Source organism: Streptomyces sp. NPDC107521 (assembly GCF_055598485.1).
On the sequence record NZ_JBVKAT010000007.1, the window covers coordinates 140,735 to 167,253 of the forward strand.

25 protein-coding genes are annotated in these 26,519 nt (G+C 73.1%); 13 read left to right on the forward strand and 12 right to left on the reverse strand.

From position 1 onward, the window contains the following. Window positions 1–575: 575 nt before the first annotated feature. Together ACZ7LB_RS13395 and ACZ7LB_RS13400 are read right to left on the reverse strand one after the other, a co-directional pair. Window positions 576–1,541 carry a zinc-binding dehydrogenase gene (locus ACZ7LB_RS13395; protein WP_471467805.1) on the reverse strand — a complete coding sequence of 322 codons (966 nt, stop codon included), beginning with the start codon at window positions 1,539–1,541 and terminating at the stop codon, window positions 576–578. A 292-nt stretch (window positions 1,542–1,833) separates the two neighbouring features. After that, complete coding sequence (locus ACZ7LB_RS13400) at window positions 1,834–3,051, reverse strand: NAD(P)-dependent malic enzyme (protein WP_471467806.1); 1,218 nt, start codon at window positions 3,049–3,051, stop codon at window positions 1,834–1,836. 616 nt (window positions 3,052–3,667) lie between these two features. On the opposite strand from ACZ7LB_RS13400, the gene ACZ7LB_RS13405 reads away from it, so the two are divergent. From ACZ7LB_RS13405 to ACZ7LB_RS13415, 3 genes are read left to right on the forward strand one after another with little or no spacing between them, the layout of a single operon-like run. Beyond that, the gene (locus ACZ7LB_RS13405) at window positions 3,668–4,633 is read left to right on the forward strand and encodes an ABC transporter substrate-binding protein (RefSeq protein WP_471467808.1); all 966 of its coding nucleotides are present in this window, start codon (window positions 3,668–3,670) and stop codon (window positions 4,631–4,633) included. A 35-nt stretch (window positions 4,634–4,668) separates the two neighbouring features. Further along, window positions 4,669–5,607: an amino acid ABC transporter permease gene (locus ACZ7LB_RS13410; RefSeq protein ID WP_471467810.1), complete on the forward strand. Its 939-nt coding sequence runs from the start codon at window positions 4,669–4,671 to the stop codon at window positions 5,605–5,607. Then, window positions 5,604–6,377: an amino acid ABC transporter ATP-binding protein gene (locus tag ACZ7LB_RS13415; RefSeq protein WP_471467812.1), complete on the forward strand. Its 774-nt coding sequence runs from the start codon at window positions 5,604–5,606 to the stop codon at window positions 6,375–6,377. The genes ACZ7LB_RS13410 and ACZ7LB_RS13415 overlap by 4 nt, the downstream gene beginning before the upstream one ends. A 150-nt stretch (window positions 6,378–6,527) precedes the next feature. Here the strand turns inward: ACZ7LB_RS13415 and ACZ7LB_RS13420 are convergent, their stop codons facing one another. Then, the gene (locus ACZ7LB_RS13420) at window positions 6,528–7,376 is read right to left on the reverse strand and encodes a class I SAM-dependent methyltransferase (RefSeq protein WP_471467813.1); all 849 of its coding nucleotides are present in this window, start codon (window positions 7,374–7,376) and stop codon (window positions 6,528–6,530) included. A 100-nt stretch (window positions 7,377–7,476) separates the two neighbouring features. On the opposite strand from ACZ7LB_RS13420, the gene ACZ7LB_RS13425 reads away from it, so the two are divergent. Further along, a complete protein-coding gene (locus ACZ7LB_RS13425) occupies window positions 7,477–8,106 on the forward strand; it encodes a CGNR zinc finger domain-containing protein (protein WP_471467815.1) in 630 nt (209 codons plus the stop codon). Here the strand turns inward: ACZ7LB_RS13425 and sodX are convergent. Further along, window positions 8,010–8,444 (reverse strand): nickel-type superoxide dismutase maturation protease, encoded by a 435-nt coding sequence (sodX, locus tag ACZ7LB_RS13430; RefSeq protein WP_471467817.1) that lies wholly within the window; start codon window positions 8,442–8,444, stop codon window positions 8,010–8,012. The genes ACZ7LB_RS13425 and sodX overlap by 97 nt on opposite strands. Window positions 8,445–8,588: 144 nt before the next feature. Between sodX and sodN the strand changes: the two genes are divergently transcribed. Next, window positions 8,589–8,984 carry a superoxide dismutase, Ni gene (gene sodN / locus ACZ7LB_RS13435; protein WP_471467818.1) on the forward strand — a complete coding sequence of 132 codons (396 nt, stop codon included), beginning with the start codon at window positions 8,589–8,591 and terminating at the stop codon, window positions 8,982–8,984. 561 nt (window positions 8,985–9,545) lie between these two features. On the opposite strand, the gene ACZ7LB_RS13440 is transcribed toward sodN, so the two are convergent. The 4 genes from ACZ7LB_RS13440 to ACZ7LB_RS13455 form a co-directional block, all read right to left on the reverse strand. After that, on the reverse strand, window positions 9,546–9,743 hold the full coding sequence (locus tag ACZ7LB_RS13440) for a hypothetical protein (RefSeq protein WP_471467820.1): 198 nt from the start codon (window positions 9,741–9,743) through the stop codon (window positions 9,546–9,548). A gap of 510 nt (window positions 9,744–10,253) precedes the next feature. Then, window positions 10,254–10,850 carry a GNAT family N-acetyltransferase gene (locus ACZ7LB_RS13445; protein ID WP_471467822.1) on the reverse strand — a complete coding sequence of 199 codons (597 nt, stop codon included), beginning with the start codon at window positions 10,848–10,850 and terminating at the stop codon, window positions 10,254–10,256. A 265-nt stretch (window positions 10,851–11,115) separates the two neighbouring features. Continuing rightward, window positions 11,116–12,294 carry a family 2 encapsulin nanocompartment cargo protein polyprenyl transferase gene (locus tag ACZ7LB_RS13450; RefSeq protein WP_471467824.1) on the reverse strand — a complete coding sequence of 393 codons (1,179 nt, stop codon included), beginning with the start codon at window positions 12,292–12,294 and terminating at the stop codon, window positions 11,116–11,118. Between the two features lie 93 nt (window positions 12,295–12,387). Next, window positions 12,388–13,794 (reverse strand): family 2B encapsulin nanocompartment shell protein, encoded by a 1,407-nt coding sequence (locus ACZ7LB_RS13455; protein ID WP_471467825.1) that lies wholly within the window; start codon window positions 13,792–13,794, stop codon window positions 12,388–12,390. Window positions 13,795–14,134: 340 nt separating this feature from the next. On the opposite strand from ACZ7LB_RS13455, the gene ACZ7LB_RS13460 reads away from it, so the two are divergent. Together ACZ7LB_RS13460 and ACZ7LB_RS13465 are read left to right on the forward strand one after the other, a co-directional pair. Then, entirely contained in the window at window positions 14,135–14,725 is a 591-nt protein-coding gene (locus ACZ7LB_RS13460) for an N-acetylmuramoyl-L-alanine amidase (protein WP_161227925.1), read from the forward strand. A 37-nt stretch (window positions 14,726–14,762) separates the two neighbouring features. After that, window positions 14,763–15,689, forward strand: coding sequence for a 1-aminocyclopropane-1-carboxylate deaminase/D-cysteine desulfhydrase (locus ACZ7LB_RS13465; protein ID WP_471467827.1), 927 nt, complete (start codon window positions 14,763–14,765; stop codon window positions 15,687–15,689). 164 nt (window positions 15,690–15,853) lie between these two features. Here ACZ7LB_RS13465 and ACZ7LB_RS13470 read toward each other — a convergent pair whose 3' ends face one another. After that, a complete protein-coding gene (locus ACZ7LB_RS13470) occupies window positions 15,854–17,449 on the reverse strand; it encodes a Na+/H+ antiporter (RefSeq protein ID WP_471467829.1) in 1,596 nt (531 codons plus the stop codon). Between the two features lie 61 nt (window positions 17,450–17,510). Here ACZ7LB_RS13470 and ACZ7LB_RS13475 point away from each other — a divergent pair, with 61 nt between their 5' ends. The 3 genes from ACZ7LB_RS13475 (at window position 17,511) to ACZ7LB_RS13485 (ending at window position 19,566) form a co-directional block, all read left to right on the forward strand. Then, on the forward strand, window positions 17,511–17,771 hold the full coding sequence (locus tag ACZ7LB_RS13475) for a UBP-type zinc finger domain-containing protein (RefSeq protein ID WP_161227923.1): 261 nt from the start codon (window positions 17,511–17,513) through the stop codon (window positions 17,769–17,771). A 257-nt stretch (window positions 17,772–18,028) separates the two neighbouring features. Then, complete coding sequence (locus ACZ7LB_RS13480) at window positions 18,029–18,442, forward strand: ATP-binding protein (protein WP_019326945.1); 414 nt, start codon at window positions 18,029–18,031, stop codon at window positions 18,440–18,442. Beyond that, window positions 18,439–19,566 (forward strand): RNA polymerase sigma factor SigF, encoded by a 1,128-nt coding sequence (locus tag ACZ7LB_RS13485; protein ID WP_471467832.1) that lies wholly within the window; start codon window positions 18,439–18,441, stop codon window positions 19,564–19,566. Before ACZ7LB_RS13480 ends, ACZ7LB_RS13485 begins: the two co-directional genes overlap by 4 nt. A 123-nt stretch (window positions 19,567–19,689) precedes the next feature. On the opposite strand, the gene ACZ7LB_RS13490 is transcribed toward ACZ7LB_RS13485, so the two are convergent. Beyond that, window positions 19,690–20,139 carry a hypothetical protein gene (locus tag ACZ7LB_RS13490; RefSeq protein ID WP_161227922.1) on the reverse strand — a complete coding sequence of 150 codons (450 nt, stop codon included), beginning with the start codon at window positions 20,137–20,139 and terminating at the stop codon, window positions 19,690–19,692. A gap of 606 nt (window positions 20,140–20,745) precedes the next feature. On the opposite strand from ACZ7LB_RS13490, the gene ACZ7LB_RS13495 reads away from it, so the two are divergent. Beyond that, a complete protein-coding gene (locus ACZ7LB_RS13495; protein WP_471467833.1) occupies window positions 20,746–21,714 on the forward strand; it encodes a diacylglycerol/lipid kinase family protein in 969 nt (322 codons plus the stop codon). A 320-nt stretch (window positions 21,715–22,034) separates the two neighbouring features. Further along, on the forward strand, window positions 22,035–22,292 hold the full coding sequence (locus ACZ7LB_RS13500; RefSeq protein WP_003973730.1) for a WhiB family transcriptional regulator: 258 nt from the start codon (window positions 22,035–22,037) through the stop codon (window positions 22,290–22,292). A gap of 292 nt (window positions 22,293–22,584) precedes the next feature. Here ACZ7LB_RS13500 and ACZ7LB_RS13505 read toward each other — a convergent pair whose 3' ends face one another. Both ACZ7LB_RS13505 and ACZ7LB_RS13510 read right to left on the reverse strand, forming a co-directional pair. Further along, window positions 22,585–24,063, reverse strand: coding sequence for a sensor histidine kinase (locus ACZ7LB_RS13505; RefSeq protein WP_471468015.1), 1,479 nt, complete (start codon window positions 24,061–24,063; stop codon window positions 22,585–22,587). A gap of 863 nt (window positions 24,064–24,926) precedes the next feature. After that, a complete protein-coding gene (locus tag ACZ7LB_RS13510; protein ID WP_471467834.1) occupies window positions 24,927–25,583 on the reverse strand; it encodes a TetR/AcrR family transcriptional regulator in 657 nt (218 codons plus the stop codon). A 94-nt stretch (window positions 25,584–25,677) separates the two neighbouring features. Between ACZ7LB_RS13510 and ACZ7LB_RS13515 the strand changes: the two genes are divergently transcribed. Beyond that, window positions 25,678–26,427 carry an SDR family oxidoreductase gene (locus ACZ7LB_RS13515; RefSeq protein ID WP_471467836.1) on the forward strand — a complete coding sequence of 250 codons (750 nt, stop codon included), beginning with the start codon at window positions 25,678–25,680 and terminating at the stop codon, window positions 26,425–26,427. Window positions 26,428–26,519: the final 92 nt, after the last annotated feature.

Here is a 26,519-nt window from a genome sequence, read left to right on the forward strand (position 1 = left end):
CCGGCCGAATCCCGACTGTTCCGGGCTCCCGGCCGACGACCGGCTACCGGGGACCCCGCCCGAAGCCAGACCGTCCGCCGGCGCCCCGGCCGCCGCCCGGAGCACCGGGCGCGGCCCGGGTGCCCGTCGGACCGAGGGCTGCCGCCGGGCCGCGAGCCGACGGCCGTCGTGGCCCTCGCTGCCCACAGCCGGGTACCCGTGGCCCGAGGGCCTGCCGGAGCGAGGACTGTCGGAGCGAGGGCCTGCCGGAGCGAGGACTGTCGCCGGGGCGGTGCCACCGTCGGTCCGGACCCGGGGAGGAGGGCCGGGAGGCAGGGTCGAGGCGGGGAGCAGAGTCGGCGGGGCAGGGCGGAGCGGTGATCCGTCCGTCGGCCGGACGGTGTGCCGTCGGGGTGGCCGCGAGCGCGACCGGTGGGGCCGGGTCGGCATCGAAGGGCCGGCCCACAGATCCCATGACCGTGTCTCGCCCACGGTCGGTGTGTGCCGTCGGAGAGGTGTGCCGCCGCACAGCGCCGCCCCCAGAACGGGACGGGTCCCGCACAACACGTGCCACCGGGAAGCAGGATGACGGCGCGTCAGGCGGTGGTGAGCACGATCTTGCCGAAGTGGCCTCCGGACTCCATCCGTGCGAAACCCTCCCAGGCGCGGTCCAGGGGGAGCACCTCGTCGATGACCGGGCGCACACCGGTCGTGGCGCAGAAGGACAGCAGGTCCTCCAGCTCGTCCTTGGTGCCCATGGTGGAGCCGACGACCTTCAGCTCCAGGAAGAAGATCCGGGTCAGCTCGGCGTGGGAGGGCCGGTCGCCGCTGGTGGCCCCGGAGATGACGAGGGTGCCTCCGGGGCGCAGCGACTTCACCGAGTGGGACCAGGTGGCCGCGCCCACGGTCTCGATGACGGCGTCCACCCGCTGCGGCAGCCGTGCCCCCGGCTCGACGGCCTCCACGGCGCCCAGCTCCAGGGCCCGCCGCCGCTTCGCCTCGTCCCGGCTGGTGGCGAAGACCCGCAGCCCCGCGGCCCGGCCCAGCACGATCGCGGCCGTGGCCACGCCGCCGCCCGCGCCCTGCACCAGCACCGAGTCCCCGGGGCGGACCCCGGCGTTGGTGAACAGCATCCGGTACGCGGTCAGCCAGGCGGTCGGCAGGCAGGCGGCCTCGGCGAAGGAGAGCTCCCGGGGCTTGGGCAGGACGTTCCAGGTGGGCACGGCCACCTGCTCGGCGAAGGTTCCCTGGTAGCGCTCGGTGAGGATGGAGCGGGGTTCCCGGGGGCCCACGCCGTGGCCGCTCTGGCCGATCACCGAGTGGAGGACGACCTCGTTGCCGTCGGCGTCGACCCCGGCCGCGTCGCAGCCGAGGATCATCGGCAGCCGCTCCTCCGGGAGGCCGACGCCGCGCAGGGACCAGAGGTCGTGGTGGTTGAGGGAGGCGGCCCGGACATCGACGACGCTCCAGCCGGGGCGGTCCCCGGGAGCCGGGCGCTCCCCGGTCTCCAGGCCGGAGAGCGGGTGGTCGCGGTCGATTCGGGCGGCGTAGACGGCGAACATGCCCCCGACGATAGGTTCCGCGCCCGCCATCCGAAACCGCGCCTCCCTGTGACACGCCCCCTCTTGCCACGGCCCCGCGGCAGGTGCTGCCGATGGGCGCCCGGCTGCGGGGAGAGGATCGGCACGGGGGCAGGTGTCCGAAATCCGTGAACACTCCGCCCCGAAGTGTTCACGGATTTCGGACACCTGCCCCGCGCTGCCTTCGCGGTCCCACGAGACGGGCCGGCCCGGAACGGCGGACGGCCCCGCCCCTCGGAGGGGCGGGGCCGTCGGCGCTCGTGCGGCGGCGCCGTCAGCGGCGCGCGACGCCCTCCGCGCGGGCGGCGGCGGCGACCGCCGCGGTCACGGCCGGCGCGACCCGCTCGTCGAACGGGGACGGGATGACGTAGTCCGCTGCGAGGTCGTCGCCCACGACGGAGGCCAGCGCCTCGGCCGCCGCGAGCTTCATGCCCTCGGTGATCCGGGAGGCGCGCACCTGGAGCGCCCCCGCGAAGATGCCGGGGAAGGCCAGCACGTTGTTGATCTGGTTCGGGAAGTCCGAGCGCCCGGTGGCGACGACCGCCGCGTACTTGCGGGCGATCTCCGGGTGCACCTCGGGGTTCGGGTTGGCCATGGCGAACACGAACGCGCCCTCGGCCATCGAGGCCACCGCGGGCTCCGGGACCGTGCCGCCGGAGACGCCGATGAAGACGTCGGCGCCCGCGAGCGCCGACTCCAGCGAGCCGGAGAGGTTCCGCCGGTTGGTGAAGGAGGCCAGCTCGCGCTTGACCGGGGTCAGGTCCTCGCGGTCGGACGAGACGACGCCCTTGCGGTCGGCGACCGCCACGTCGCCGATGCCGGCCCCGATGAGCATCCGGGCGATGGCCACCCCGGCCGCGCCCGCGCCCGAGATCACGGCCCGCAGCTCGCCCAGCGTCCGCCCGCTCAGCCGCGCGGCGTTGCGCAGGGCGGCCAGCGTGACGACGGCCGTGCCGTGCTGGTCGTCGTGGAAGATCGGGATGTCGAGGCGCTCCTGGAGCCTGCGCTCGATCTCGAAGCACCGCGGCGCCGAGATGTCCTCCAGGTTCACGCCGCCGAAGGAGGGGGCGAGCCGGACGACGGTCTCGACGATCTCGTCGGTGTCCGTGCAGTCCAGGGCGATCGGGACCGCGTCCACGCCGCCGAACTGCTTGAAGAGGATGGCCTTGCCCTCCATCACCGGGAGGGAGGCCTCGGGGCCGATGTCGCCGAGCCCCAGGACGGCCGTGCCGTCGGTCACGACCGCCACGACCGACGACTTCCAGGTGTAGTCGTGCACGAGGTCGGGCTGCTCGGCAATCGCGGTGCACACCTTCGCGACGCCGGGCGTGTAGGCGAGGGACAGGTCGTCCGCGTCCCGGACCGGCACGGTGGCCTGCACGGCCATCTTGCCGCCGCGGTGGAGCGCGAACGCCGGGTCGAAGGAGTCGAGCGGCTCGCCGCCCGTCTCCGTACCGGTGTCGCTGCGAGGATTGACGATCTCCGCTGCCACTTTGTGTTACCCCTTAAGTGTTCATGGTTGAGGGTTGTCCACTCCAGGTGAGGAGCGGGCGGGCACCGCGCAGGAACAGGACCGCTGGTCGCACATGAGTCCCCGCGCGACGGGCGCGCCGCACACGCGCCCTGAGCCCCTGATGAGGGGTGTAATGAACCTTCTTACCCGACGGATGCCTCCCCCGACGAGTCCGATAAGCGCAAGCTCACATGTCGGACCCCGAAGGCGGTACGACGGTGACACGACTCATCACCGGGTTCCGGTCGGCCCGGCGGCGTCTCCCGACCGCCCGCGGGAGCGTCCGCCCGGCGGGGGCCGGGGCCCGGCAACCCTGCTCGATTACCGGCGGGTACCGGAGATCTTCCGGCCGGAAGCCAGGATTCCCGGAAAGGTTCGGTCGTGATGCACCGACCTGCTCCGGTTCGGTCCGCGACCCGTTATCCGATTTTGACATCGCACGGCCCCTGAACGGCGGAGTCCGAATGGCAAGATGCCGTAATCACACGAGGCAGCGGCACTCGAAGAGATGTGCTCCGCGGGCCTCCGGCGCCTGCCGGTCCCCGGCCGGCGCCCCGTCCCATCGGCAACTCCCATGATCCGCCGGAGGAACCCCATGACCGCACGCTTCACCCGTCGTACGAGCGCCGCGCACTCCCGGCTGGCGGTGGTCGGCACGCTCGCGGTCGCAGGCGCCCTGCTGGTCACCGGCTGTGGTGACCAGACGAAGTCCAAGGACTCCGGCGACAGCGGCACCAAGGCGTCGGGTGCCCCGCTGGCGGACAAGCTGCCGCAGGCGATCCGCGACAAGGGCGTGATCAAGGTCGGTTCGGACATCGCGTACGCGCCGGTCGAGTTCAAGGACGGCTCCGGCAAGACGGTCGGCATCGACCCCGACCTCGCGGACGCCCTGGGCAAGCAGCTCGGCGTGCGGTTCGAGTTCCAGAACGGCACGTTCGACACGCTGATCGGCGGCCTCGCCGCCAAGCGCTACGACATCGCCATGTCCGCCATGACCGACACCAAGGACCGCCAGGAGGGCATCGACGGCGACACCGGCAAGAAGGTCGGCGCCGGCGTCGACTTCGTCGACTACTTCACGGCGGGCGTCTCCCTGTACACCAACAAGGGCGACGACCAGTCGATCACCACCTGGGACGACCTGTGCGGCAAGACCATGGCCGTGCAGCGCAACACCTTCTCCCACGACCTCGCCAAGGACCAGGCGAAGAAGTGCGGGAAGGCGGGGAAGAAGACGCTGAAGATCGAGGACTTCGCGACCAACCCCGAGGCCGAGACCCGGATGCGCTCCAAGGGCGCCGACATCGTCTCCGCCGACTTCCCGATCGCCGCGTACTCGGTGAAGAACTCCGGCGGCGGCGAGTACTTCGAGATCGTCGGCGACCAGGTCGAGGCCGGCCCCTACGGCATCGCCGTCGCCAAGGGCAACGACGAGCTGCGGGACGCGCTCCAGGCGGCCGTCCAGGCGGTCATCGACAACGGCGAGTACCAGAAGATCATCGAGAAGTGGGGCGTCGCCGACGGCGCCATCACCAAGTCCACGATCAACGGCGGTTCCTGAGGCGCCCCGATCGCCGCGGCTGAAAGGCTCCCTCCGTGACTGTTGACGTCAACAAGGCGGCCGGTCCGGACGCGACGCCCCCCACCGGACCGACGGCCGTCAAGGCCGTTCCGGTCCGGCACCCGGGGCGGTACGTGTCCGCCGTCGTCGCGCTGGCCCTGCTGGGCGCGGTCGTCTACGCGTTCGCCCGGGGCAGGATCAACTGGGGCGCGATCCCCGACTACTTCTTCGACGACCGCATCATCGACGGCGTCTGGAACACCCTGCTCCTGACCGTGCTCTCGATGGCGATCGGCATCGTGGGCGGTGTCGTGCTCGCCGTGATGCGGCTGTCGAAGAACCCGGTGACCTCGTCGGTGGCGTGGTTCTACATCTGGTTCTTCCGCGGCACCCCGGTCCTGGTGCAGCTCTTCGTCTGGTTCAACCTCGGCCTGGTCTTCGAGTACATCAACCTGGGGCCCGTCTACAAGGACTACTGGTCGTCCTTCATGACGCCGCTGCTCACGGCGCTGCTCGGGCTGGGGCTCAACGAGGCCGCGTACATGGCCGAGATCTGCCGGGCCGGGCTGCTCTCGGTCGACGAGGGGCAGACGGAGGCGTCGCACGCCCTGGGCATGAGCCACGCGAAGACGCTGCGCCGCATCGTCATCCCGCAGGCGATGCGCGTCATCGTGCCGCCCACCGGCAACGAGGTCATCAACATGCTGAAGACGACCTCGCTCGTCTCGGCGGTGCAGTTCTACGACCTGTTCAAACAGGCCCAGGACATCGGCCAGAACGCCGGCTCCACGGTCGAGATGTACTTCCTGGCCGCGGCCTGGTACCTGATCATGACCTCGGTGCTGAGCATCGGGCAGTACTACGTCGAGCGCCACTACGCCCGCGGTTCCAGCCGCTCCCTGCCGCCGACGCCCTGGCAGCGCCTGCGCGCCGCGGTCCTGCCCACCCGCCGTACCAAGGAGGCCGCGGCATGACGGAGTCCTCCCCCGCCATGGTGAAGGCCGAGGGCGTCCACAAGTCCTTCGGCGCCGTCGACGTCCTCAAGGGCATCGACCTGGAGGTGCGGTCGGGCGAGGTGTTCTGCCTGATCGGCCCCTCCGGCTCGGGCAAGTCCACCTTCCTGCGCTGCATCAACCACCTGGAGAAGATCAACGCCGGGCGCCTCTACGTCGACGGTGAGCTGGTCGGCTACCGCCAGAAGGGCGACCGGCTCCACGAGCTGAAGGACAGCGAGGTCGCCCTCAAGCGCCGGGACATCGGCATGGTCTTCCAGCGCTTCAACCTGTTCCCGCACATGACGGCCGTCGAGAACGTCATGGAGGCGCCCGTCCAGGTGAAGGGCGTCCGCCGGGCCGAGGCCCAGCAGCGCGCCATGGAGCTGCTGGACCGGGTCGGGCTGGCCGACAAGGCCCGCAACTACCCCTCGCAGCTCTCCGGCGGCCAGCAGCAGCGGGTCGCCATCGCCCGCGCCCTCGCCATGGACCCGAAGCTGATGCTGTTCGACGAGCCCACCTCCGCGCTCGACCCCGAGCTGGTCGGCGACGTGCTCGACGTCATGCGGGACCTGGCCCGCACCGGCATGACCATGGTCGTCGTCACCCATGAGATGGGCTTCGCCCGCGAGGTCGGCGACAGCCTGGTCTTCATGGACGGCGGGGTGGTGGTCGAGTCCGGCAGCCCGCGCGACGTGCTCACCGATCCGCAGCACGAGCGGACGCGGGCGTTCCTGTCGAAGGTCCTCTGACCGGCGCGCCGGGTCGGCGGCAGATCCTCCACGGCGCCGCGTCGGGGGCGGTACGGGTTTTCCGTACCGCCCCCGACGCGTGTTACGGCAGGGGCGCGGCGTACGGGCCCGCAGGGGCCACCGGGCCGGGCGGCCCGACGGGCCGGTGGGCTACTTGAGCGCCAGCAGGAGGGTGTCCGAGGGGGAGCACCACACCGGCCGGGCCTCGCCGAAGCCCTTCTCCCGCAGCACCCGGGCGTGCCAGGCGGCCGGCGGGGTGTCGCCGTCGGCGTGCTCGCCGTAGATCTCGAAGCGGCGGGCGGTCGGACCGGCGAGGACCGGGTCCTGGGCGGCCAGCTCCCACCACGCGTTCCAGTCGACGGCGCCCGCCCGCTTGGCGCGCTCCATCCGGGCGTGCCGCTGCGCGCGCTCGGCCGCGTTGATCCGGGGCGTGGTGTCGTCGATCATGTGGTCCGCGTTCATGAAGACACCGCCGTCGCGGACGAGTCCGGCGATCCGGCCGTAGAGGTCCGCGAGGGGATCGGCGTGGAGCCAGTGCAGCGCCGTGGCGGTGAGCACGGCGTCGTAGGAGTCGTACGGCAGCTTCGCCGTCCAGTCGGGGTCCTTGAGATCGGCGGTGACGAGGGAGACCCGGTCGTCGCCCCCGAAGGTGCCCCCGGCGATGGCGAGCAGCGCGGGGTCGAGGTCGACGCCGGTGCTGGTGGCCTCGGGGAGGCGGGCGAGCAGACGGGCGGTGATGGTCCCGGTGCCGCAGGCGAGGTCGAGGACGCGCGGCGCGGGGCCGGTCAGCGCCTCGACCATGTCGAGCATGATCCGGAAGCGCTCCTCGCGGTCGGGCATGTACCACTCCTGCTGCCGGTCCCAGCTCTCCTGCCAGCCCGCCGCCCAGTCGGCGGTGGCGCGCGCGGGAGCGCCCCCGCCGGTGCCGGTGGTGCCGCCGGCGCCCGTGGCGGTGTCGGTGCCCGCGACCGTGCCGCGCCCGGTGTCCGTGTCCGTCATGAAACCCTCCGTCGCACCCGCATACGTAATACCCTGTAGCCACGACCAGCCATTACCTGATCGCAGGCACGACCCTAGAGCCCCTTCGTAAGGACTACAAGTGGAACTGGCCTATTACTCGGATTACGCCGTGCGTCTCGTCAACACGGAGGAACCGGTCCGGGGACGGGACGGCCTGACGTCCGTCGAGGCCGTCCGCGATCTCTTCGGCGTGAACCAGTCGGCGGCCCGCCGCGCCACGGACGCGGACGTGACCCGCTTCCGCGCGGTCCGGGGGCGCCTGCGCGCGGTCTTCGAGGCGGCCGACGGCGGCGACGAGACCCTCGCCGTGGACCTGCTGAACTCCCTGCTGCTGGAGTTCCCGGTGAGCCCGCAGATCTCCGGCCACGACCACCGCGACGACGACGGCAGCCCGCTGTGGCACATGCACCTGGCGGACCACCCGTCCAACGCGACCGCGGGCTACGCCGCCATCGCCGCGATGGGCCTCGCCTTCCACCTGACCGAGCACGGCGTGGACCGGCTCGGCCTGTGCGAGGCGGCGCCCTGCCGCAACGCCTACCTGGACACCTCGACCAACCGCTCCCGCCGCTACTGCTCCGACCGCTGCGCCACCCGGGCCAATGTGGCCGCCTACCGCGCCCGCAAGCGGCGGGAGGCGGACCGGTCGCTCAGCACCGGCCGGAACGAGGAGAGCACCCAGCGGGCGGCGGCCAGCGGCGACCGCTGACCCCTTCGCCGCGGCCGGTACCGGAAGCGCACCCGGCCCAGCACCAGTTCCTCGGGGACGACTCCGTAGTCGGTGCTGTCGCCGCCCGCGAAGGCGTTGTCCCCGAGCACCCACCAGCCGGAACCGCGCCGTTCCACGGCCCGTTTGACGACGAGGAGGTCCTGCTGGAAGGGGTGCCGCAGCACGATCACGTCACCGGGCCCCACCCTGGCACCCCAGTGCACCAGCAGCCGGTCCCCGTGGTGCAGCGTGGGCACCATCGAGGGCCCGGTCACCTCGGCCGGCCCCAACGGCAGCAGCCCCCTGGGCCGTCCGCTCTCCCGCGACAGCTCCGGCATCACCCGGCACCTCCCCGTTCTTCCTCCGCCAGTCTCAGTCTCACCACGGACTTTTGTCCTAAGCCCACGGGGGCACCCGCGAAATCAGGTCTCCCAGGGAGTAATGTCCCCCCTGAGAAGACGATCACGAGGAAGGAACGCTGCATGCTTTCCCGCCTGTTTGCCCCCAAGGTCACGGTCAGCGCCCACTGCGACCTGCCCTGCGGCGTGTACGACCCGGCCCAGGCCCGCATCGAGGCGGAGTCGGTCAAGGCCGTCCAGGAGAAGATGGCCGGCAACGACGACCCGCACTACCAGGCGCGCGCCACGGTCATCAAGGAGCAGCGCGCCGAGCTGGCCAAGCACCACGTCTCCGTCCTGTGGAGCGACTACTTCAAGCCGCCGCACTTCGAGAAGTACCCCGAGCTGCACCAGCTCGTCAACGACGCCCTCAAGGCCCTGTCGGCCGCGAAGGCGTCGACCGACCCGGCGACGGGCCAGAAGGCCCTGGACCTGATCGCCCAGATCGACAAGATCTTCTGGGAGACGAAGAAGGCTTGATCCCGGCCCACGCGGCTGATTCCGCACCCGGCCCCAGGCCGCCGCTTCCGGCGCCCACGGGGCCGGGTGCGGTCGTCTTCGGGCAGGAGGGCACGCCGGGCGCGCGTAGGACCGGCCCATCCGTACGCGGGCCTTTCCCTCCGGAGCCGGGCACACCGCGCGTCCGCCCGTCACGTCGGTGGGCTGCCGCTCGGCGCTCTGCGGATCTGACGCCGTGTTGGACCGCCAGGCGGTGAGGGCTGTGCGTTGACGGACCGGTCGAACGGTGTCCGCTCCCGGCTCGTCCGGCGGCACGCACCCGGTGGGGCAACCGTGTGCGTCACGTCCCCTTCCGTCCACCGATGTGGGCCGTCGTGCGACCGGCCGTGTCGTGGCCGGGCCGGGAGTGCTCCTGCCGGCTGCCGGGGAAAGAGGGGCCCGGCTGCGCGCCGGAGGCCCCGGAGATCCTGGGCGCACCGCGCCTGCTTCACGCTTCTGCCGCCGCCTCCGACGGCTCACACAGGCGGCCCGGGAGGTCCGGGAGGTCCGGGAGGTCCGAGAAGAGCCCTCCCCCACCCCCGTCTAGCCGCCGCGCGTCGCCTTCCGTGTCGGCTCCGGAGGGCGTCGGGCCGCGCTTCCGTCCGGGTTGGCCTCGCAGCGCGGATTGCGGCAGGGGCCCGCCGTCCAGGACGGGACCCAGGCGCCCAGGGTCTTGTGCCGCCGGACGACCGTTCCGACCGGCTGTCCGCAGACGGGACAGACGGGTGCGTCGCTGTCCATGTTTCCAGGGTAGAGCGCTCCGCTTCCGGCCGCCGGGCGGAAGCCCGCCGCAGCGCCCGGCACCCGGCACCCGGCACCCGGCACCCGGCACCCGCGGGAAGGGAAGCCGCGCGGGCCACGCCGGGGTCGGTCACCGGAGCCGGCGCGGCCGGATCTCCGGAACCGGGCTCGGGCCGCGCCCGGCGTCCGACGTCCGGTCCGAGGACAGGTCCGGAACGCGGCCTGGACGGTCGTCCGAGACCCGGCCGGGCAGACATCCGGGACCCGACCCGGGCAGATGTCCGGACCTGGCCCGGGCAGCGGGCCTGCGACGTGGCCCTGCCGGAGGCCCGGGGCCCGGCGCAGGGCAGCGGTGCCCGGCCTCGGACCGGGGCGCGCGCTCGGCTCCCGCAGGTCCGGTCCGCTCAACCGCCCCGGACTCCCCGGACACCCCGGGCCCCGGCGTTCCCGATCCCAAAGCCCAGCCCTCCGAGCACCCCAGACAGCCCCGGCCCTCCGGCAAACCGCGTGTCAGCCGCGCGGCTCGCGCCACATCGGCCACATCAGGGGGCCCTCCGGCAGTTCCAGGGGCTGTCCAACGGTCGCGAAGCCGAGGCGCTCGTAGAGCACCCGGCTGCGGTCGCTGCTCGCCTCCAGATAGGCGGGCCGGCCCTCGCGGTCGCAGCGGTCGAGGACGGTGCCGAGGAGCGCGGTGCCCAGGCCCTCGCCCTGTCGCCCGGGGGCCACACCGATCATCCAGAGGTACTCGTGCGCCCGCCCGGCCGGATGGATGCCCGCCGTCAGCCGCGCGATCCGCTCGATCCGGTCGTTCCCGGGATCGACGGCCAGGCGCATCCGGACGGGGGTGTCGTCGTCCGCGCCGTCGTCCTCCCCGGCGGGCACCGAGAGCCACATCGCGCAGGCGGCGCCGTCCTCGGTCAGGTCGACGCGGCCCTCGGCGAGGACCACGTCGGCGAAGGCGGCCATCAGCCGGTGGTGGGTGCGGCGGCGGTACTCCGCGCCGGGGAAGACCCAGCCGCTGACCGGATCGTCCTGGAACGCCTCGTCGAGCAGCCGGACGACCAGCTCCCGGTCGCCGGGTCCCGCCGTCCGGATCGCCACGCCCATGTCCGCCCGCCCTTCGGTTCAACCTCGCCTGTCTGCACGGCCGTTGAAGCCTAACGGGTGGCTCGGGCGGCGCACCGGCCGGTGCGGCGTCCCGTTGGCCGCGCCCGGGAGCGCACGGCTCCGCAGGGCCGGGGACAGGGGACGGGCCCCGCACACCGTGGGGCAGTGCGGGGCCCGCTGCCGGGGCCCTGGGCGGTGCGGCCGTACGCCGGTCCGACGCCGTACGGCCCTGCACGGGCCCCGGGTCCTGCCCGGGCGGCGGCCGTCAGGCCCTGCGCCGGGTCACGAACTCGGCCAGCGCCAGCAGACCGCCCGCGGCCTCCGGATCGGGCACGGCGCGCGACAGCGCCTGCATGGCACGGGCCATCCGGTCCGCCGCCTGGGCCTGGGCCCAGTCCCGGCCGCCCGCCCGCTCCACGATCCTGGTGGTCTCCTCCAGGTCCTCCGTGCCCTCCGCGTAGGGCGCCGCGTACAGCTCGGCGAGCTCCGCGGCGGCCGGGGTGCCGGAGGTGAGCGCCGCCACCACCGGCAGCGACTTCTTGCGGGCCGCCAGGTCCGCCCCGGCCGGCTTGCCGGTGCGGCGCGGGTCGCCCCATATGCCGATGACGTCGTCGATGAGCTGGAAGGCCAGCCCTGCCTCGCGGCCGAAGGCGTCCAGCGCCGCCACGTCCTCGGCGGAGGCGCCCGCGTACAGCGCGCCGAGCGCGCAGGCGCACCCGAGCAGCGCGCCGGTCTTGGCCTCGGCCATGGCGAGCGTCTCGTCGAGGGTGACCTCGGTCGGGCAGCGCCGCTCCATGGCCGTGTCCACGTGCTGCCCCTCGCACAGCTCCATGACGCAGTCGGCGAGCCGGGTGGCCGCCTCCGCGGACGCGGGGTGCGCGTCCGCGGCGAGCAGCCGCAGGGCGAGCGCCTGGAGGGCGTCCCCGGCGAGGATGGCGTCGGCGTCGCCGAACACCGTCCACGCGGTGGGCCGGTGGCGGCGGGTGGCGTCCCGGTCCATCACGTCGTCGTGCAGCAGGGTGAAGTTGTGGACCAGCTCCACCGCCGCCGCGGCCCGGACGGCCGCGGCACGGGCCGCGGGCCCCCCGAGCGCGGCGGCCGAGGCGAGGACGAGGGCGGGGCGGATCGCCTTGCCCGCGTTGCCGTCGGCGGGGCTGCCGTCGGCGTGCTGCCAGCCGAAGTGGTAGAGCCCGATGCGACGCATGGTGGCGGGCAACGACGCCACGGCCTCCCGCAGTTCCGGGTCGACCGAGGCCCGGGACCGCCGCAGCAGCTCCGCCGCCTCGTCGGACGCCCCCGTACCGGGACCGCCCGGAGCCGGACCGTCCTGCCCCTCGGGCACCGCCCCCGGCTCCGTGCCCCCGCGTATCCCGAGGGGCTCGTGCCGTTCCAGCGTTCCCGTGGGAAGGGACAGTTCGGTGGCGCCGTACCCAGCGTCCGTCATGGACTCATCTCTCCCGTCCGCCCGCGTGCTTGCCCGTACCCCCGGGGTGTACCCGCCCCGGAGGGCGGGAACACGGCGCGGGGGGAACGGACGTCACTGCCAGCGGCCGATCTCGACGTTCTCCAGGACGCCGAGGGCGTCGGGCACGAGGACGGCGGCCGAGTAGTAGGCCGTGACCAGGTACTTGATGATGGCCTGCTCGTTGATGCCCATGAAGCGCACCGAGAGGCTCGACTCGATCTCGTCGGGGATGCCGGTGGCGCGCAGGCCGATGACGCCCTGGTCCTGCTCACCGGTACGCATCGCGATGATCGAGGTGGTCCGCGCCTCGGTGACCGGGATCTTGTTGCACGGGTAGATCGGGACACCGCGCCAGGTCGGGATGCGGTTGCCGGCGATGTCGATCGTCTCGGGGACGAGTCCGCGCTTGTTCAGCTCGCGGCCGAAGGCGGCGATGGCGCGCGGGTGGGCGAGGAGCAGCTTGGTGCCGCGCCGGCGGCTGAGCAGCTCGTCCAGGTCGTCCGGGCCGGGCACCCCGGCGTGCGGCTGGATGCGCTGGTCGTACTCGCAGTTGTGCAGCAGGCCGAACTCGCGGTTGTTGACCAGCTCGTGCTCCTGGCGCTCCTTCAGCGCCTCGACGGTCAGGCGGATCTGCTGCTCCGTCTGGTTCATCGGCTGGTTGTAGAGGTCGGCCACGCGCGAGTGGATGCGCAGCACGGTCTGGGCGACGCTCAGCTCGTATTCGCGGGGGCGGGCTTCGTAATCGACAAAGGTGTGCGGGATATCGGGCTCACCGGTGTGGCCGGCGGAGAGGTCGATGGCCTTCTCGCCCTGCTTGTTGGTGCGCTGCTCGGGGAGGGAACGGAGCTGCTGGAGGTGGTCGCGCAGGGACTCCGTGCGCTCCGCGACCTGCTCCAGGTCCTGGCGGGGCAGGACCAGCACCGTGCAGGCGGTGACGGCGCGGGCGGTGTACTCCCAGATGGCCCCCGGGTCGAGCAGGGCCCCGTCGCCGAAGTAGGCGCCGTCGGCCAGGACCCCGAGCACGGCGTCGTCGCCGTAGGGGCCGGTGCCGACCTTCTCCACCTTGCCGTGCGCCAGCAGGTAGACGGCGTCGGCCTCGGTGCCGAAGGAGGCGATCACCTCGCCGGGGCCGAACTCGCGCTGCTGGCAGCGGCGGGCCAGCTCGGCGAGCGCCCCCTCGTCCTCGTAGGACCGCAGGGCGGGCAGTTCGCCCAGCTCCGCGGGGATGACCTCGACGCGGTCGCCGGTCTTCACAAACGTCACCCGGCCGTCGCCGACGGCGTACGTCAGGCGCCGGTTCACCCGGTACGTGCCGCCCTGGACGTCCACCCAGGGAAGGGTGCGCAGCAGCCAGCGCGAGCTGATCTCCTGCATCTGCGGCACGGACTTGGTCGTGGTGGCCAGGTTCCGCGCTGCCGCCGTGCCGAGGCTCTGCTGCGGCCTCGTCTGCTCGGTGCGGACCTCTTCGCCTACCGACATATGGAATTGCCCTCCCGGTCATGCCGGACGGCTGCGCCCGGCATCAATGTGCACGGGTCAGCCTTCACGACGGAGCCCGCCAGTGCTATTACACGAAAGAGCGAGAATGGATCATCGGTGCGCGGGGCAGGGATGATCATTCGTTCGAAGTGCCGGTGCGGGGGCCTCCAACGGCCTTTCCACCGTTGCTCATTCGCCATTCCGTCCGAAATCGTTCGCACGCGATACGAACAATGGGGAAGGCGGCCCGAACAAGCAGTAGGGATCGCTCCGTTTCGGTACAAGCCCGGTACCCGGCGGTCGCGTCCGGCGGCCGTCGCACGGAACGGAGGAGCCGGCCATGGCCTCACCCATGTCCGCGGACAGCTTCCTCGGGGCGCTGAGGGCCGAGGGCCTCACCGTCGTCGAGGTCGGCGACTGGCGGCACCACAACCGCGACCACAAGGGCCCCTGGGGGCCCGTCCACGGCGTGATGGTCCACCACACGGTGACCAGCGGCGGCGCGCGCACCGTGGAGATCTGCCGCACGGGCCACGAGGACCTGCCGGGGCCGCTGTGCCACGGCGTCATCACCAAGGACGGCCGGGTCCACCTGGTGGGCTACGGCCGCGTCAACCACGCCGGGTCCGGTGACGACGACGTGCTGCGCGCGGTCGTCGCGGAGAAGCGCCTGCCCGGCGACAACGAGGCGAACACCGACGGCAACCGGTACTTCTACGGCTTCGAGTGCGAGAACCTGGGCGACGGGGAGGACCCCTGGCCCCGCGCGCAGCTGGAGGCCGTCGAGCGGGCCGCCGCGGCGGTCTGCCGCCACCACGGCTGGACGGAGCGGTCCGTCATCGGCCACCTGGAGTGGCAGCCCGGGAAGTCGGATCCCAGGGGGTTCACCATGGCGTCGATGCGCGAACGCGTCCGGGACCGGCTGAAGTGACCCGGCAGGGCCGCCCGTCGCACGGCACAATGGCCGTGTGACCAGCACCGACAGCACCGGCCGGAGCGGCGGACGGCCCTCCCTGCCGGGCCCCCGGCTGCCCTCGCCGCTGGTGCCGGCCGCCGACGCGCGGTTCGAACGGCACGGGGTGCGGCTGCTGCTGAAACGGGACGACCTCATCCACCCGGAGCTGGTCGGCAACAAGTGGCGCAAGCTCGCGCCCAACCTCGCCCGGGCCGGCGGGCGCGCGGTCGTCACCTTCGGCGGGGCGTACTCCAACCACCTGCGGGCCACGGCCGCCGCCGGACGGCTGCTCGGCCTGCCCACGGTCGGCGTGGTGCGCGGCGAGGAGCTGGCGCACCGGCCGCTCAACGCCTCCCTCGCCCGGTGCGCCGCCGACGGCATGCGGCTGTGCTTCACCGACCGCGCGACGTACCGCCGCAAGTCCGACCCGGAGATCCTGGCGGCCCTGCTGCGGGCCGCGGGCGCGGAGGGCGCGTTCGTCGTCCCGGAGGGCGGCAGCAACGCGGCGGCCGTCCGGGGCTGCCGGGATCTCGGCGGGGAGCTGGCCGGACGGGCGGACGTGGTGGCGCTGGCCTGCGGCACCGGCGGCACCCTCGCGGGCCTGGCCGCCGGACTGCCCGCGGGGAGCCGGGCGCTCGGGATACCCGTCCTCAAGGGGGGCGGTTTCCTCGCCGGGGAGATACGGCGCCTCCAGGAGGAGGCGTTCGGCGGCCCCCGGGGCGCCTGGAGCCTGGACGACCGCTTCCACTGCGGCGGGTACGCCCGCTCCACCCCCGGGCTGGAGGCCTTCGCCGACGACTTCGAGGACCGCCACGGGCTGCCCGTGGAGCGCGTCTACGTCGCCAAGATGCTGTACGGCCTGCTGGCCCTGACCCGGGAGCACGCCTTCGCGCGCGGGACGACGCTGGCGGCCGTCATCACCGGGCGGCCCTTCGCCTGACCGGATCGCCGTCCGGGCACCCGCGCGGGAGGGCGGACGGTGCGGCGCTCGCGCGCGGGAGGACGGACACGGGGGGAACGGCCGGGCCGGAGTCACCCGTCCGAGCGCCCGCGCGGGAGGGCGGACGGAGGCGCCCCGGCCCCGGTCCCGCCGCCGCGCGCGGGCTACGCCGCCTCCCGGTAGGCCGCCGCCTCCTCCAGGTCCAGCCTGCGCAGCAGGGTGCGCAGCATCTCGTCGTCGATGTACCGGCCGTCCCGGAGCCGGACGAACACCGCGCGCTCGGCGCCGATCATCTCCCGCGACAGCCGCCGGTAGGTGTCGTCGACGCTCTCCCCGGTCACGGGGTTGACCTGGCCGAGCCGTTCCCAGACGGCGTTGCGGCGGCGCTCCATGACCATGCGCAGGCGGTCCGCGAGCGGGCCGGGCAGGGCGTTGCGCTCGTCGGTGAGCAGGTCGTCCAGGCGTTCCTCGGCGGCCCGGGAGGCCTGGGCCTGGGCGTTGGCCTCCGCGAGGGTCTCGGCCCGGGTGTCGTGGGCGGGGAACCCCAGGAGCCGGATCAGCGGCGGCAGGCTCACCCCCTGGACCACCAGGGTGCCGATGACCGTGGTGAAGGTCAGGAACAGGATCAGGTTCCGTTCGGGGAAGGGCCCGCCGCCGTGGACGGTGAGCGGGACGGAGAAGGCGATGGCCAGGGAGACGACGCCGCGCATCCCGGCCCAGCCGATCACGAAGGGCGCCTTCCAGCCGGGATCGTCCTCCCGCGCGCGCACGCGGGCGGAGAGCAGGCGCGGCAGGAAGGTCGCCGGGTACACCCAGACGAAGCGGGCGGCGGCGACGACCAGGAACACGGCGACGGCGTACCAGGCGGCGTCGGCGACGGCGTAGGTACCGAGGCCCCTGAGGACGACGGGCAGTTGCAGCCCGATGAGGGCGAAGACCGCCGACTCCAGGACGAAGGCGACCATCGTCCACACCGCGTCCTCCTGGAGGCGGGTGGCGAAGTCGACCTCCCAGGCGCGGTGGCCCAGGTACAGGGCGACGACGACGACCGCGAGGACCCCGGAGGCGTGCACCTGCTCGGCGGCGGCGTACGCGACGAACGGGATGAGCAGGGAGAGCGTGTTCTGCAGCAGGGCCTCCCGCAGATGGGTGCGCAGCCAGTGCAGCGGCACCATCAGCACCAGTCCGACGCCCACGCCGCCGACCGCCGCGAGCAGGAACTCGCCGATGCCGCCCGCCCAGGTGGCGCCCTCGCCGACCGCCGCCGCGAGGGCGACCTTGAAGGCGGTGATCGCGGTGGCGTCGTTCACCAGGGACTCGCCCTGGAGGATCGTGGTGATCCGGGACGGCAGGCCCACCCGGCGGGCGACCGCCGTGGCCGCGACCGCGTCGGGCGGTGCCACGACCGCGCCCAGCACCAGGGCGGCGGTCAGCGGCAGCCCCGGCACGATCAGGTAGGCGGCGCAGCCGACGACGAAGGTCGCGAAGAGCACGTACCCCACGGACAGCAGCGCCACGGGCCGCACGTGGGCCCGCAGGTCGAGGTAGGAACTGTCGGTGCCCGCCGTGTACAGCAGGGGCGGCAGCAGCAGCGGCAGGACGACGTGCGGGTCGAGGGTGTAGTCGGGGACCCCGGGGAGGTAGCTGACCGCCAGCCCGGCCGCGACCAGCAGCAGGGGTGCCGGGACCGGGGTGCGGCGGCCGGCGGCGGCGACCGCGGCGCTCCCCGCCACCAGCAGCAAGAGCGGCATCACGTCCATCGGCCTCGCCCGTCCTCCGCGTTCGCGCGCTCACCCGCGCACCCGTCGTAACCTGGGCATCATGAAACAGTGCACGCACGTCGACGCGCTGCCGCACCCGGAACCGCAGCCGCTTGGCGGCACCTGTCCCGAATGCCTGGCCGAGGGCACGGACCCGGTTCAACTGCGGCTGTGTCTCACCTGCGGTCACGTCGGCTGCTGCGACTCCTCGCCGCGGCGGCACGCGACGGCGCACCACGAGGAGACCGGCCATCCCGTGATACGGACCTTCGAACCCGGGGAGGACTGGCGCTGGTGTTTTGTCGATCATGTTCTGGTGTGACCGGCCCGTGACCTGTGCCGGAGACGGTTCGACCGTCTGAGCCATGGGTACGTCAACCCGGCGCGCGCTCTTCCGATTTGGACCCGCCGAACCCCTAGCCACTGTGCGTGTTCACGTGTTTACTATGAGTGACAGCAGGGGCCGGGGTCCCGGGGACGGGAGACATCGGAGCGCGATAACGTCACCGCTGAACCACGTGTCGCGCTACCCCGGGGTCGTCCCGGCCCGGTAGCGCATGTACCACCTTGGAGGTGAGGGTGTCCCAGATCGCAGGCGAGCCCGCGACCCAGGACTTCGTGGAAGTCCGGCTGCCGGCCGCGGGTGCCTACCTGTCGGTGCTGCGTACGGCGACGGCCGGCCTCGCGGCCCGTTTGGACTTCACCCTCGACGAGATCGAGGACCTGCGCATCGCGGTCGACGAGGCCTGCGCGATCCTGCTGCAGCAGGCCGTGCCCGGCTCGGTGCTCAGTTGCGTCTTCCGCCTCGTCGACGACTCGCTGGAGGTCACCGTCTCGGCACCGACCACGGACGGTCACGCGCCCTCGCGGGACACCTTCGCGTGGACCGTGCTGTCGGCCCTCGCGGGCAAGGTCTCCTCCGCCGTGGACGAGGACAACACCGTTTCGATCAGCCTCTACAAACAGCGCGGCGCCGGACCCGGGCCGGCGTGAGGAACGGGGACGGGCCGGTGCGGGACGAGGAGCGCGGGACACGGGAGCTGTCGGCCGAGGGCACGGGTGTGCCCAGCGAGGCCCGGCGCGTGGCGGACGGCATCGACGGAATCCCCGAGCAGGCCCGCCCGCATCCGGAGGACGAGGCCGCGCCCGGAGCCGGCGTCCCCGGCGCGGGGCAGCGGCCCGGCGACGGTGCCGTGCGGAACGCGCCTCCGGACGGACCGGCGGGGAGCACCCCCGTCGGGCCCGGCCGGGGCGGGGCGTCGGCTCGGGAAAGGGCGACGGACGGGACGATGAGCGAGCACGAGCGGGACTCCGAGGACGCGGCGCCGGCCGTGCGCGGCGCGCAGGGCGCGCGGCACGACCCTCAGGACCGCAGCGGGGCGCGCGCCCTGTTCATGGAGCTGCGCACGCTGGAGAAGGACGGCCCCGAGTACGCGGAGCTGCGCAACCGGCTCGTCCGCATGCACCTGCCGCTCGTCGAGCACCTCGCCCGCCGCTTCCGCAACCGGGGCGAGCCGCTGGACGACCTGACGCAGGTCGCCACCATCGGGCTGATCAAGTCCGTCGACCGCTTCGACCCGGAGCGCGGGGTGGAGTTCTCCACGTACGCGACCCCGACGGTGGTCGGCGAGATCAAGCGGCACTTCCGGGACAAGGGCTGGGCGGTGCGCGTCCCGCGCCGGCTCCAGGAGCTCCGGCTGGCCCTCACCACGGCCACGGCGGAGCTGTCCCAGCTGCACGGCCGCTCCCCCACGGTCCACGAGCTGGCGGAGCGGCTGGCGATCTCCGAGGAGGAGGTCCTGGAGGGCCTGGAGTCCGCCAACGCGTACTCCACGCTGTCCCTGGACGTCCCTGACACCGACGACGAGTCCCCGGCCGTCGCGGACACCCTCGGCGCCGAGGACGAGGCACTGGAGGGGGTCGAGTACCGGGAGTCCCTCAAGCCGCTGCTGGAGGACCTGCCGCCCCGGGAGAAGCGCATCCTGCTGCTCCGCTTCTTCGGCAACATGACCCAGTCGCAGATCGCGCAGGAGGTCGGCATCTCCCAGATGCACGTGTCGCGGCTGCTGGCGCGCACCCTGGCGCAGTTGCGGGAGAAGCTCCTCGTCGAGGAGTAGCCGCCGCCGCAGGGCCGGGAGGTGCCGTCCGAGACGCGGCCCGGTGACGCCTCCCGGGCGGTGACCGCCGCCGCGGTCCACCGCCCGAGGGCGGGGGCGCGGACGGCCGGGCTCAGGAAGCGGTCACTTCCTGTTCCCGCCGGGCCCCTTGATCCCGAGGGCCAGCGTCGTGGCCGGGTTGACCAGCATGAGCAGCGCCGTGACGGCCACCGCGCCGAGCGCGACGCCCGCGGGGACGGCCACCCCGTCGGAGCCGATCAGGTTGACGGCGACGGGCAGGGCCAGGATCTGCGTGATGACGGCGGGGCCCCGGCTCCAGCCCCGGCAGGCGAGCAGCCCGCGCGCGGCGATCAGGGGCAGCAGTCCGAGGACCATCAGGGTGACGCCGCCGGTGAGGGCCGTGGTCCGGTCGTCGGGGTGCCCGGTCAGGCCCTCCACCAGCACCCACACGCCGCCCACGACGAGCACCAGCCCCTCCAGCGCGGCGAGCGCCGCCACGGCGGTCAGCCGGCCCGGACGGGGCTCCGGCGCGTCGGCGGGGGCTTCGGGGGCGGGGGTCTGCTCGCTGCTCACCCTGGAAGGGTAGCCCCCGGGCGCCCCGCTCCCCGGGCGAGGCCCCGGCACGGATCGCCCGCCGGGCACGCCGTACCTCCTCGCGCGCACGCGGCTTCCCGAGCGACGCGGCTTCCGCACCCGCGCCCGCGGCATCCGCGCCGGGCGGTGCTCCTGGCGCACCGGTTCCCGGCGACCGCGGCGGTGACGGGGATGTGTGCCGTCCCGGCGGAGGGGCGTTCGCCGGCATCGCGGCCACGCGGGTGCCCTCCCCGCCCGGGGCGGGTGGCGGCCTCCCGCCGCGCGCGCCGTCCCGCCCCGCGCGTCGGCCCCTCCCGAGGCGGCACGTGTTCGGGGACACACATCCCGGCCGGGCATGTCCCGTCGCAGGCGTCCCGGCCGCGCGCACCGCCGGCGCCGGTGCCGGTGCCGACCGCCCGGGTGCCGTGACGGGCCCGTCGTCCACCGCGCCGGACCCGGCTCCGCACCGTCCCGGGTCAACCGGTTCCCGCCCCGGGCGTCCGTCCCGTTCTCCCCCGCCCCTTACGCCCGCACTTCCGCCGTTTCTCCCGCCGGAGACCCACCTCGGTCTGGGACGAGTACCCCGCAGTAGGTACCCTGCACCCCATGCGTGCACTTCTCGTGGTCAACCCGGCGGCAACCACCACGAGCGCGCGTACGCGCGACGTCCTGATCCACGCGCTCGCGAGCGAGATGAAGCTGGAGGCGGTCACCACCGAGTACCGCGGCCACGCACGCGATCTCGGCCGCCAGGCGGCGCAGAGCGCGGACATCGAGCTGGTGGTGGCCCTCGGCGGTGACGGCACGGTGAACGAGGTCGTCAACGGGCTGCTGCACGCCGGGCCCGACCCCGACCGCCTGCCCCGCCTCGCGGTGGTCCCCGGCGGCTCCACCAACGTCTTCGCGCGCGCCCTGGGCCTGCCCAACCACGCGGTGGAGGCGACCGGTGCCCTGCTGGACGCGCTGCGCGAGGGCCGCGAGCGGACCGTCGGCCTCGGACTGGCCTCGGGAACCCCCGGCACGGACGACGAGTCGGTGCCGTCCCGCTGGTTCACCTTCAACGCCGGGCTCGGCTTCGACGCGGGGGTGGTCGGGCGGGTCGAGCAGCACCGTGAGCAGGGCGCGAAGTCGACGCACGCCCTGTACGTGCGCCAGGTGGTGCGTCAGCTCATCGGCGAGCCGCACCGCCGCAGCGGGACGATCACCCTGGAGCGGGAGGGCGAGGACCCGGTCACCGGTCTGGTGCTCTCCATAGTCTCGAACACGTGCCCCTGGACGTTTCTCGGCAATCGCCCGATCTACGCGTCGCCTAAGGCCTCGTTCGATACCGGTCTCGACGTGCTCGGCCTGAGCCGTCTGTCGACCGCCGCGGTTGCCCGGTATGGCACCCAGTTGCTCACTTCGTCCCCCGAGCGGGGCCCCCGGGGCAGACACGCGGTCTCCCTGCACGACCTGAGTGCCTTCACCTTGCATTCGAAGGCGCCACTGCCCCTCCAGATGGACGGTGACCATCTGGGGCTGCGCACCAGCGTGACGTTCACAGGCGTACGCCGTGCACTGCGTGTGATTGTGTGAGCAGAAGGGCCCAAAGTCCTTTCACTCGAACGTTTAGGCCAGGGTCCACCCCATGGAAGTACGGCTGTGACCTAGTCGACACCGAAGAATCAAAAAAAACTTTCCGGAAGGGGTTGTATCCGCCGCCGAGGTTTGCGAATCTCTACATGGCGATCGGGACGGCCCGCAACACCGGCCTCCACTGATCACCGGAACCCCTCCTCAAATCACAGGACCGCGCGCCAGGGAACCTGGCGGTAGGCCCTTCCCTTGTTGAGGGATTCGTGAAAGCGTTCACATTCACAAGCACTTGCACGTAATACCAAGGAGAGGTAGCAGCCATGGACTGGCGTCACCGCGCCGTTTGCCGCGAGGAAGACCCCGAGCTCTTCTTCCCCATCGGCAACACCGGTCCCGCGCTGCTGCAGATCGAGGAAGCCAAGGCCGTCTGCCGTCGCTGCCCGGTAATGGAGCAGTGTCTGCAGTGGGCGCTCGAGTCCGGCCAGGACTCCGGCGTCTGGGGTGGTCTCAGCGAGGACGAGCGCCGCGCGATGAAGCGCCGTGCCGCCCGCAACCGGGCTCGTCAGGCATCCGCCTGACCAGCCACCCCTGCTGACAGCCTGAGCTTGGCGGCGCGTACAGCGTGTACGCAACTCCCGCCCCCGAGCCGCAGCGCGCAGTACCCCGATGCGCAAGCACGAGCATTGGCCCCGGACTTCACGGTCCGGGGCTTTTCGCTGTTCCCGGCCGTTTCCGGAAAGGCGTTCCGCCGACGGCTCTTTGGCGTTGTCTTTCACCGCATCAGGTTGACGGGGCCACCCTCCCCCGCACCCGATTGACCCGATGGACACCTCCTGTTGACGCGGCGGACCTTTCCGCGCCGCGCTCGCGTCACTTGGGCCGTTCCTTCCTCGTCGCCACGGGAATGTCGAGGATCACCCGGGTGCCCCGCCCCGGAGCGGGCACCATGTCGAAGGAGCCGCCCAGTTCGCCCTCCACCAGGGTGCGGACGATCTGCAGCCCGAGATTGCCGGAGCGGTGCGGGTCGAAGTCCTCGGGCAGGCCCACCCCGTCGTCCTGGACGGTGACCAGGAGGCGGGCCTGCTTCGTCGTCCCGCCGCGCACGGCCGAGACCTCCACCGTGCCCGTCTCGCCCTGCCGGAAACCGTGCTCCAGCGCGTTCTGCAGCACCTCGGTCAGCACCATGGACAGCGGGGTGGCGACCTCGGCGTCCAGGATGCCGAAGCGGCCGGTGCGCCGGCCGATGACCTTGCCCGGCGCGATCTCCGCCACCATGGCCAGCACCCGGTCCGCGATCTCGTCGAACTCCACCCGCTCGTCCAGGTTCTGGGACAGCGTCTCGTGGACGATCGCGATGGAGCCGACCCGGCGCACCGCCTCCTCCAGCGCCTCGCGCCCCCGCTCGGACTCGATCCGGCGGGCCTGGAGCCGCAGCAGCGCGGCCACCGTCTGAAGGTTGTTCTTCACCCGGTGGTGGATCTCCCGGATGGTGGCGTCCTTGGTGATCAGTTCGCGTTCCCGGCGCCGTAGTTCCGTGACGTCGCGGAGCAGGACCAGGGACCCGATGCGGGTGCCCTTGGGCTTGAGCGGGATGGCGCGGAACTGGATCACCCCGCCCCGCGCCTCGACCTCGAACTCGCGCGGCGCCCAGCCGCTGGCCACCTTGGCGAGCGCCTCGTCGACCGGACCGCGGGACGGGGCGAGTTCGGCGGTCGTCTGTCCGAGGTGGTGTCCGACGAGGTCGGCGGCCAACCCCATCCGGTGATAGGCCGACAGCGCGTTCGGTGACGCGTAGTGGACGATCCCGTCCGCGTCCAGGCGGATCAGACCGTCCCCGACGCGGGGCGAGGCGTCCATGTCGACCTGCTGGTTCTCGAACGGGAAGGCGCCGGCCGCGATCATCTGCGCGAGGTCGGAGGCGCTCTGCAGATAGGTGAGCTCCAGGCGGCTCGGGGTGCGCACGGTCAGCAGGTTGGTGTTGCGGGCGATGACGCCGAGCACCCGCTCCTGGCGGCGCACCGGGATCGACTCGACGCGGACCGGGACCTCCTCGCGCCACTCCGGGTCGCCCTCGCGCACGATCCGCCCCTCGTCCAGGGCGATGTCCAGCATGGGGCGGCGGCCCCGCGGCACCAGATGGCCGACCATGTCGTCCTGGTACGAGGTGGGGCCGGTGTTGGGCCGCATTTGCGCCACGGACACGTACCGCGTGCCGTCCCGGGTGGGGACCCAGAGGACCAGGTCGGCGAAGGAGAGGTCGGAGAGGAGCTGCCACTCCGAGACCAGCAGGTGGAGCCACTCGAGGTCGGAGTCGTCCAGGGCGGTGTGCTGGCGCACGAGTTCGTTCATGGAGGGCACGGGGCGAGCGTACCCGGCGGTCGGGGAGGCGATCGAAACCAGCCGCCCCCGCGGTGTCCGGCGGCCCCGGGAAAACCCACGGGCCGCGGCGCCTGGGAGGGACCCTCAGCCCTCCCGGCACCGCAGCCCGGAGCAAACAACGGCCGTGGGGTGTGCGGTCCCGGTCGGCCGTGGGTGAGGAACCCGGCAGTCAGGGCAGAGAGCCCGGCTCCTCGGTCCGCCCTCCTGTGCGGGGAAGGCGGAAGCCCTATCGTCGGCGTGCGCGTGCGCACGCCCGGTCTCAGGAGCCATTGTGGACTAGACCATTCGCCGTGTCCATGCGGCGGACGGCACGGGTTCCCGGCCGCCCCGGCCCGGGTGCATCGCGGAACATGTCGCGCCCGGGAAAGGCGTGTTCGGGTTCGCCCGCACGGGGACCGGCGGGAGCGGACGCGCGGCGGCCAAGCGGTGGAGGAGGGGGCGGTTCGGGGCGCCCGCGCGGGGCTGCGGCGGGGCGCGGGACGGCGGCAGGAGGCGGACGGCGGGGCGGCGAGGGACGGCGGCGCGACGGGAACGCGTGGACACGGCGGGAACGAGGAGACACGGCGCGAACGAAGGGGCGGCAGTGGGCGCCCGCCACACCACGCACCCTGCCGAACACGTCCGGGAGGGCGACCCGGGTCCTGGCACCGCGTCCCCTTGTCCGCCCGGGGGACCCGCAGGACCCGGCGGGCTCGTACTCCCGGCGCTCGGACCCCGGCCAGCGCTCGGACCCCGGCCCGCGTACGATCCGCGCCCGGGCCCCGGGAACGGGCCCGGTGCGGCGGGAGCGCGCGTCCGGCGCCATGGGGCCGGCGGGAAGGCGACGCAGGGATCTAGTCCTGGTGGCCCGCCTCCCGCGGCCACGCCGCCAGCGCGACGCCCACCATCGCCTCCAGCTCGGAACGGCTCGCCCCGTCGCGGGCCTGCTGCGACATGCCCTGGACCACCGCGCCGGTGTGCCGGGCGAGCGCGGCGGCGTCGGTGTCCCCGGGCAGCTCCCCGGCCGCCACGGCGGCGCGGACGCGGACCTCGACGGCGGTGATGTTGGCGTTGCGGCGCTCGCGCAGGGACTCCGCTATCCCCGGGGTCGAGCAGTTGGCCGCGGCGTGGATGACCAGGCAGCCCCGGGGGTGCCCGGGGGCCGTGTACGCGGCGGCGGCCTCGCGCAGCATCCGCTCCACGGCCGCGCGGGCGGTGGGCTCCTCGGCCAGGGCCCGGTCGAAGCCGTCGTTGCGCTCCGCGTACACCCGGACGACCTCCTCGAAGAGCGACCGCTTGTCGCCGAAGGCCGCGTACAGGCTGGGGGCCCCGATGCCCATGACGCGGGTGAGGTCGGAGACCGAGGTGGCCTCGTACCCCTGCTCCCAGAAGGCCATCAGGGCCTTCTCCAGGGCAGTCGCCCGGTCGAAGGACCGGGGCCGGCCGCGGGTCCGGCCGCCGTCGGGCCGGGCCGGGCCGGCCGCCGCTCCGCTCTGCTCTGCGCTCACCATGCCCACATTTTATAGCGAGCACTAGAAAAAGTCGGCACCCCGTTGTACGGTTCTTTCTGTAGCGACCGCTAGACAAGTATGAGGGGGCGGCTCGATGAGCGCGCTTGCGGGCAGGACGGCTCTCGTGACGGGGGCGGGCCGGGGCATCGGACGGGGCATCGCGGAGCGGCTGGGCCGCGACGGCGCCCGGATCGCGGTGCACTACGGCAGCAACGCGGAGGCGGCGGCGGAGACGGTCGCCGCCATCGAGTCGGCGGGCGGCTCCGCCTTCGCGATCCGGGCGGATCTGAGCGAGCCCGACGCCGCCGAGACCCTGTGGAAGGAGTTCGACCGGCACGCGGACGGGGTCGACATCCTGGTGAACAACGCCGGGATCGGCAGTTCCCGCCCGATCGGGCAGATGGGCGGGGCGGAGTACGACGCGCTCTTCGCGGTGAACGTGCGCTCCCCCTTCTTTCTCCTCCACCACGCCCTGGACCGGCTGCGGGACGGCGGCCGGGTCGTCAACATCTCCTCCGGGCTGGCCCGCAGCGCCGTGATGCCGGAGAACGTGGCGTACGCGATGACGAAGGGCGCGCTGGACGTGCTCTCCCGCGACCTGTCCAAGGTGCTGGGCCCGCGCGGCATCACGGTCAACTCGGTGGCCCCCGGAGTCATCGACACGGACAACACCGCCCCGATGCTGTCGAGCGCGGCCGGCCGCGCCGCGGCCGAGTCCCTCTCCGCGCTGGGCGGCGTGGGGAGCCCCGCGGAGGTGGCCGACGTGGTCGCGTTCCTCGCCTCCGACCAGGGCCGTTGGATAACCGGAAGCTGGATCGACGCCACGGGCGGCTCGCTCACCTGACCCCCTGTCCGCCCCTTGGGTTCGACGCGCCGGAAGGGCCCGCCTCTGTTAGATTGGTCTAAACCACACCCCCACATAGCCAGTCCCGGACC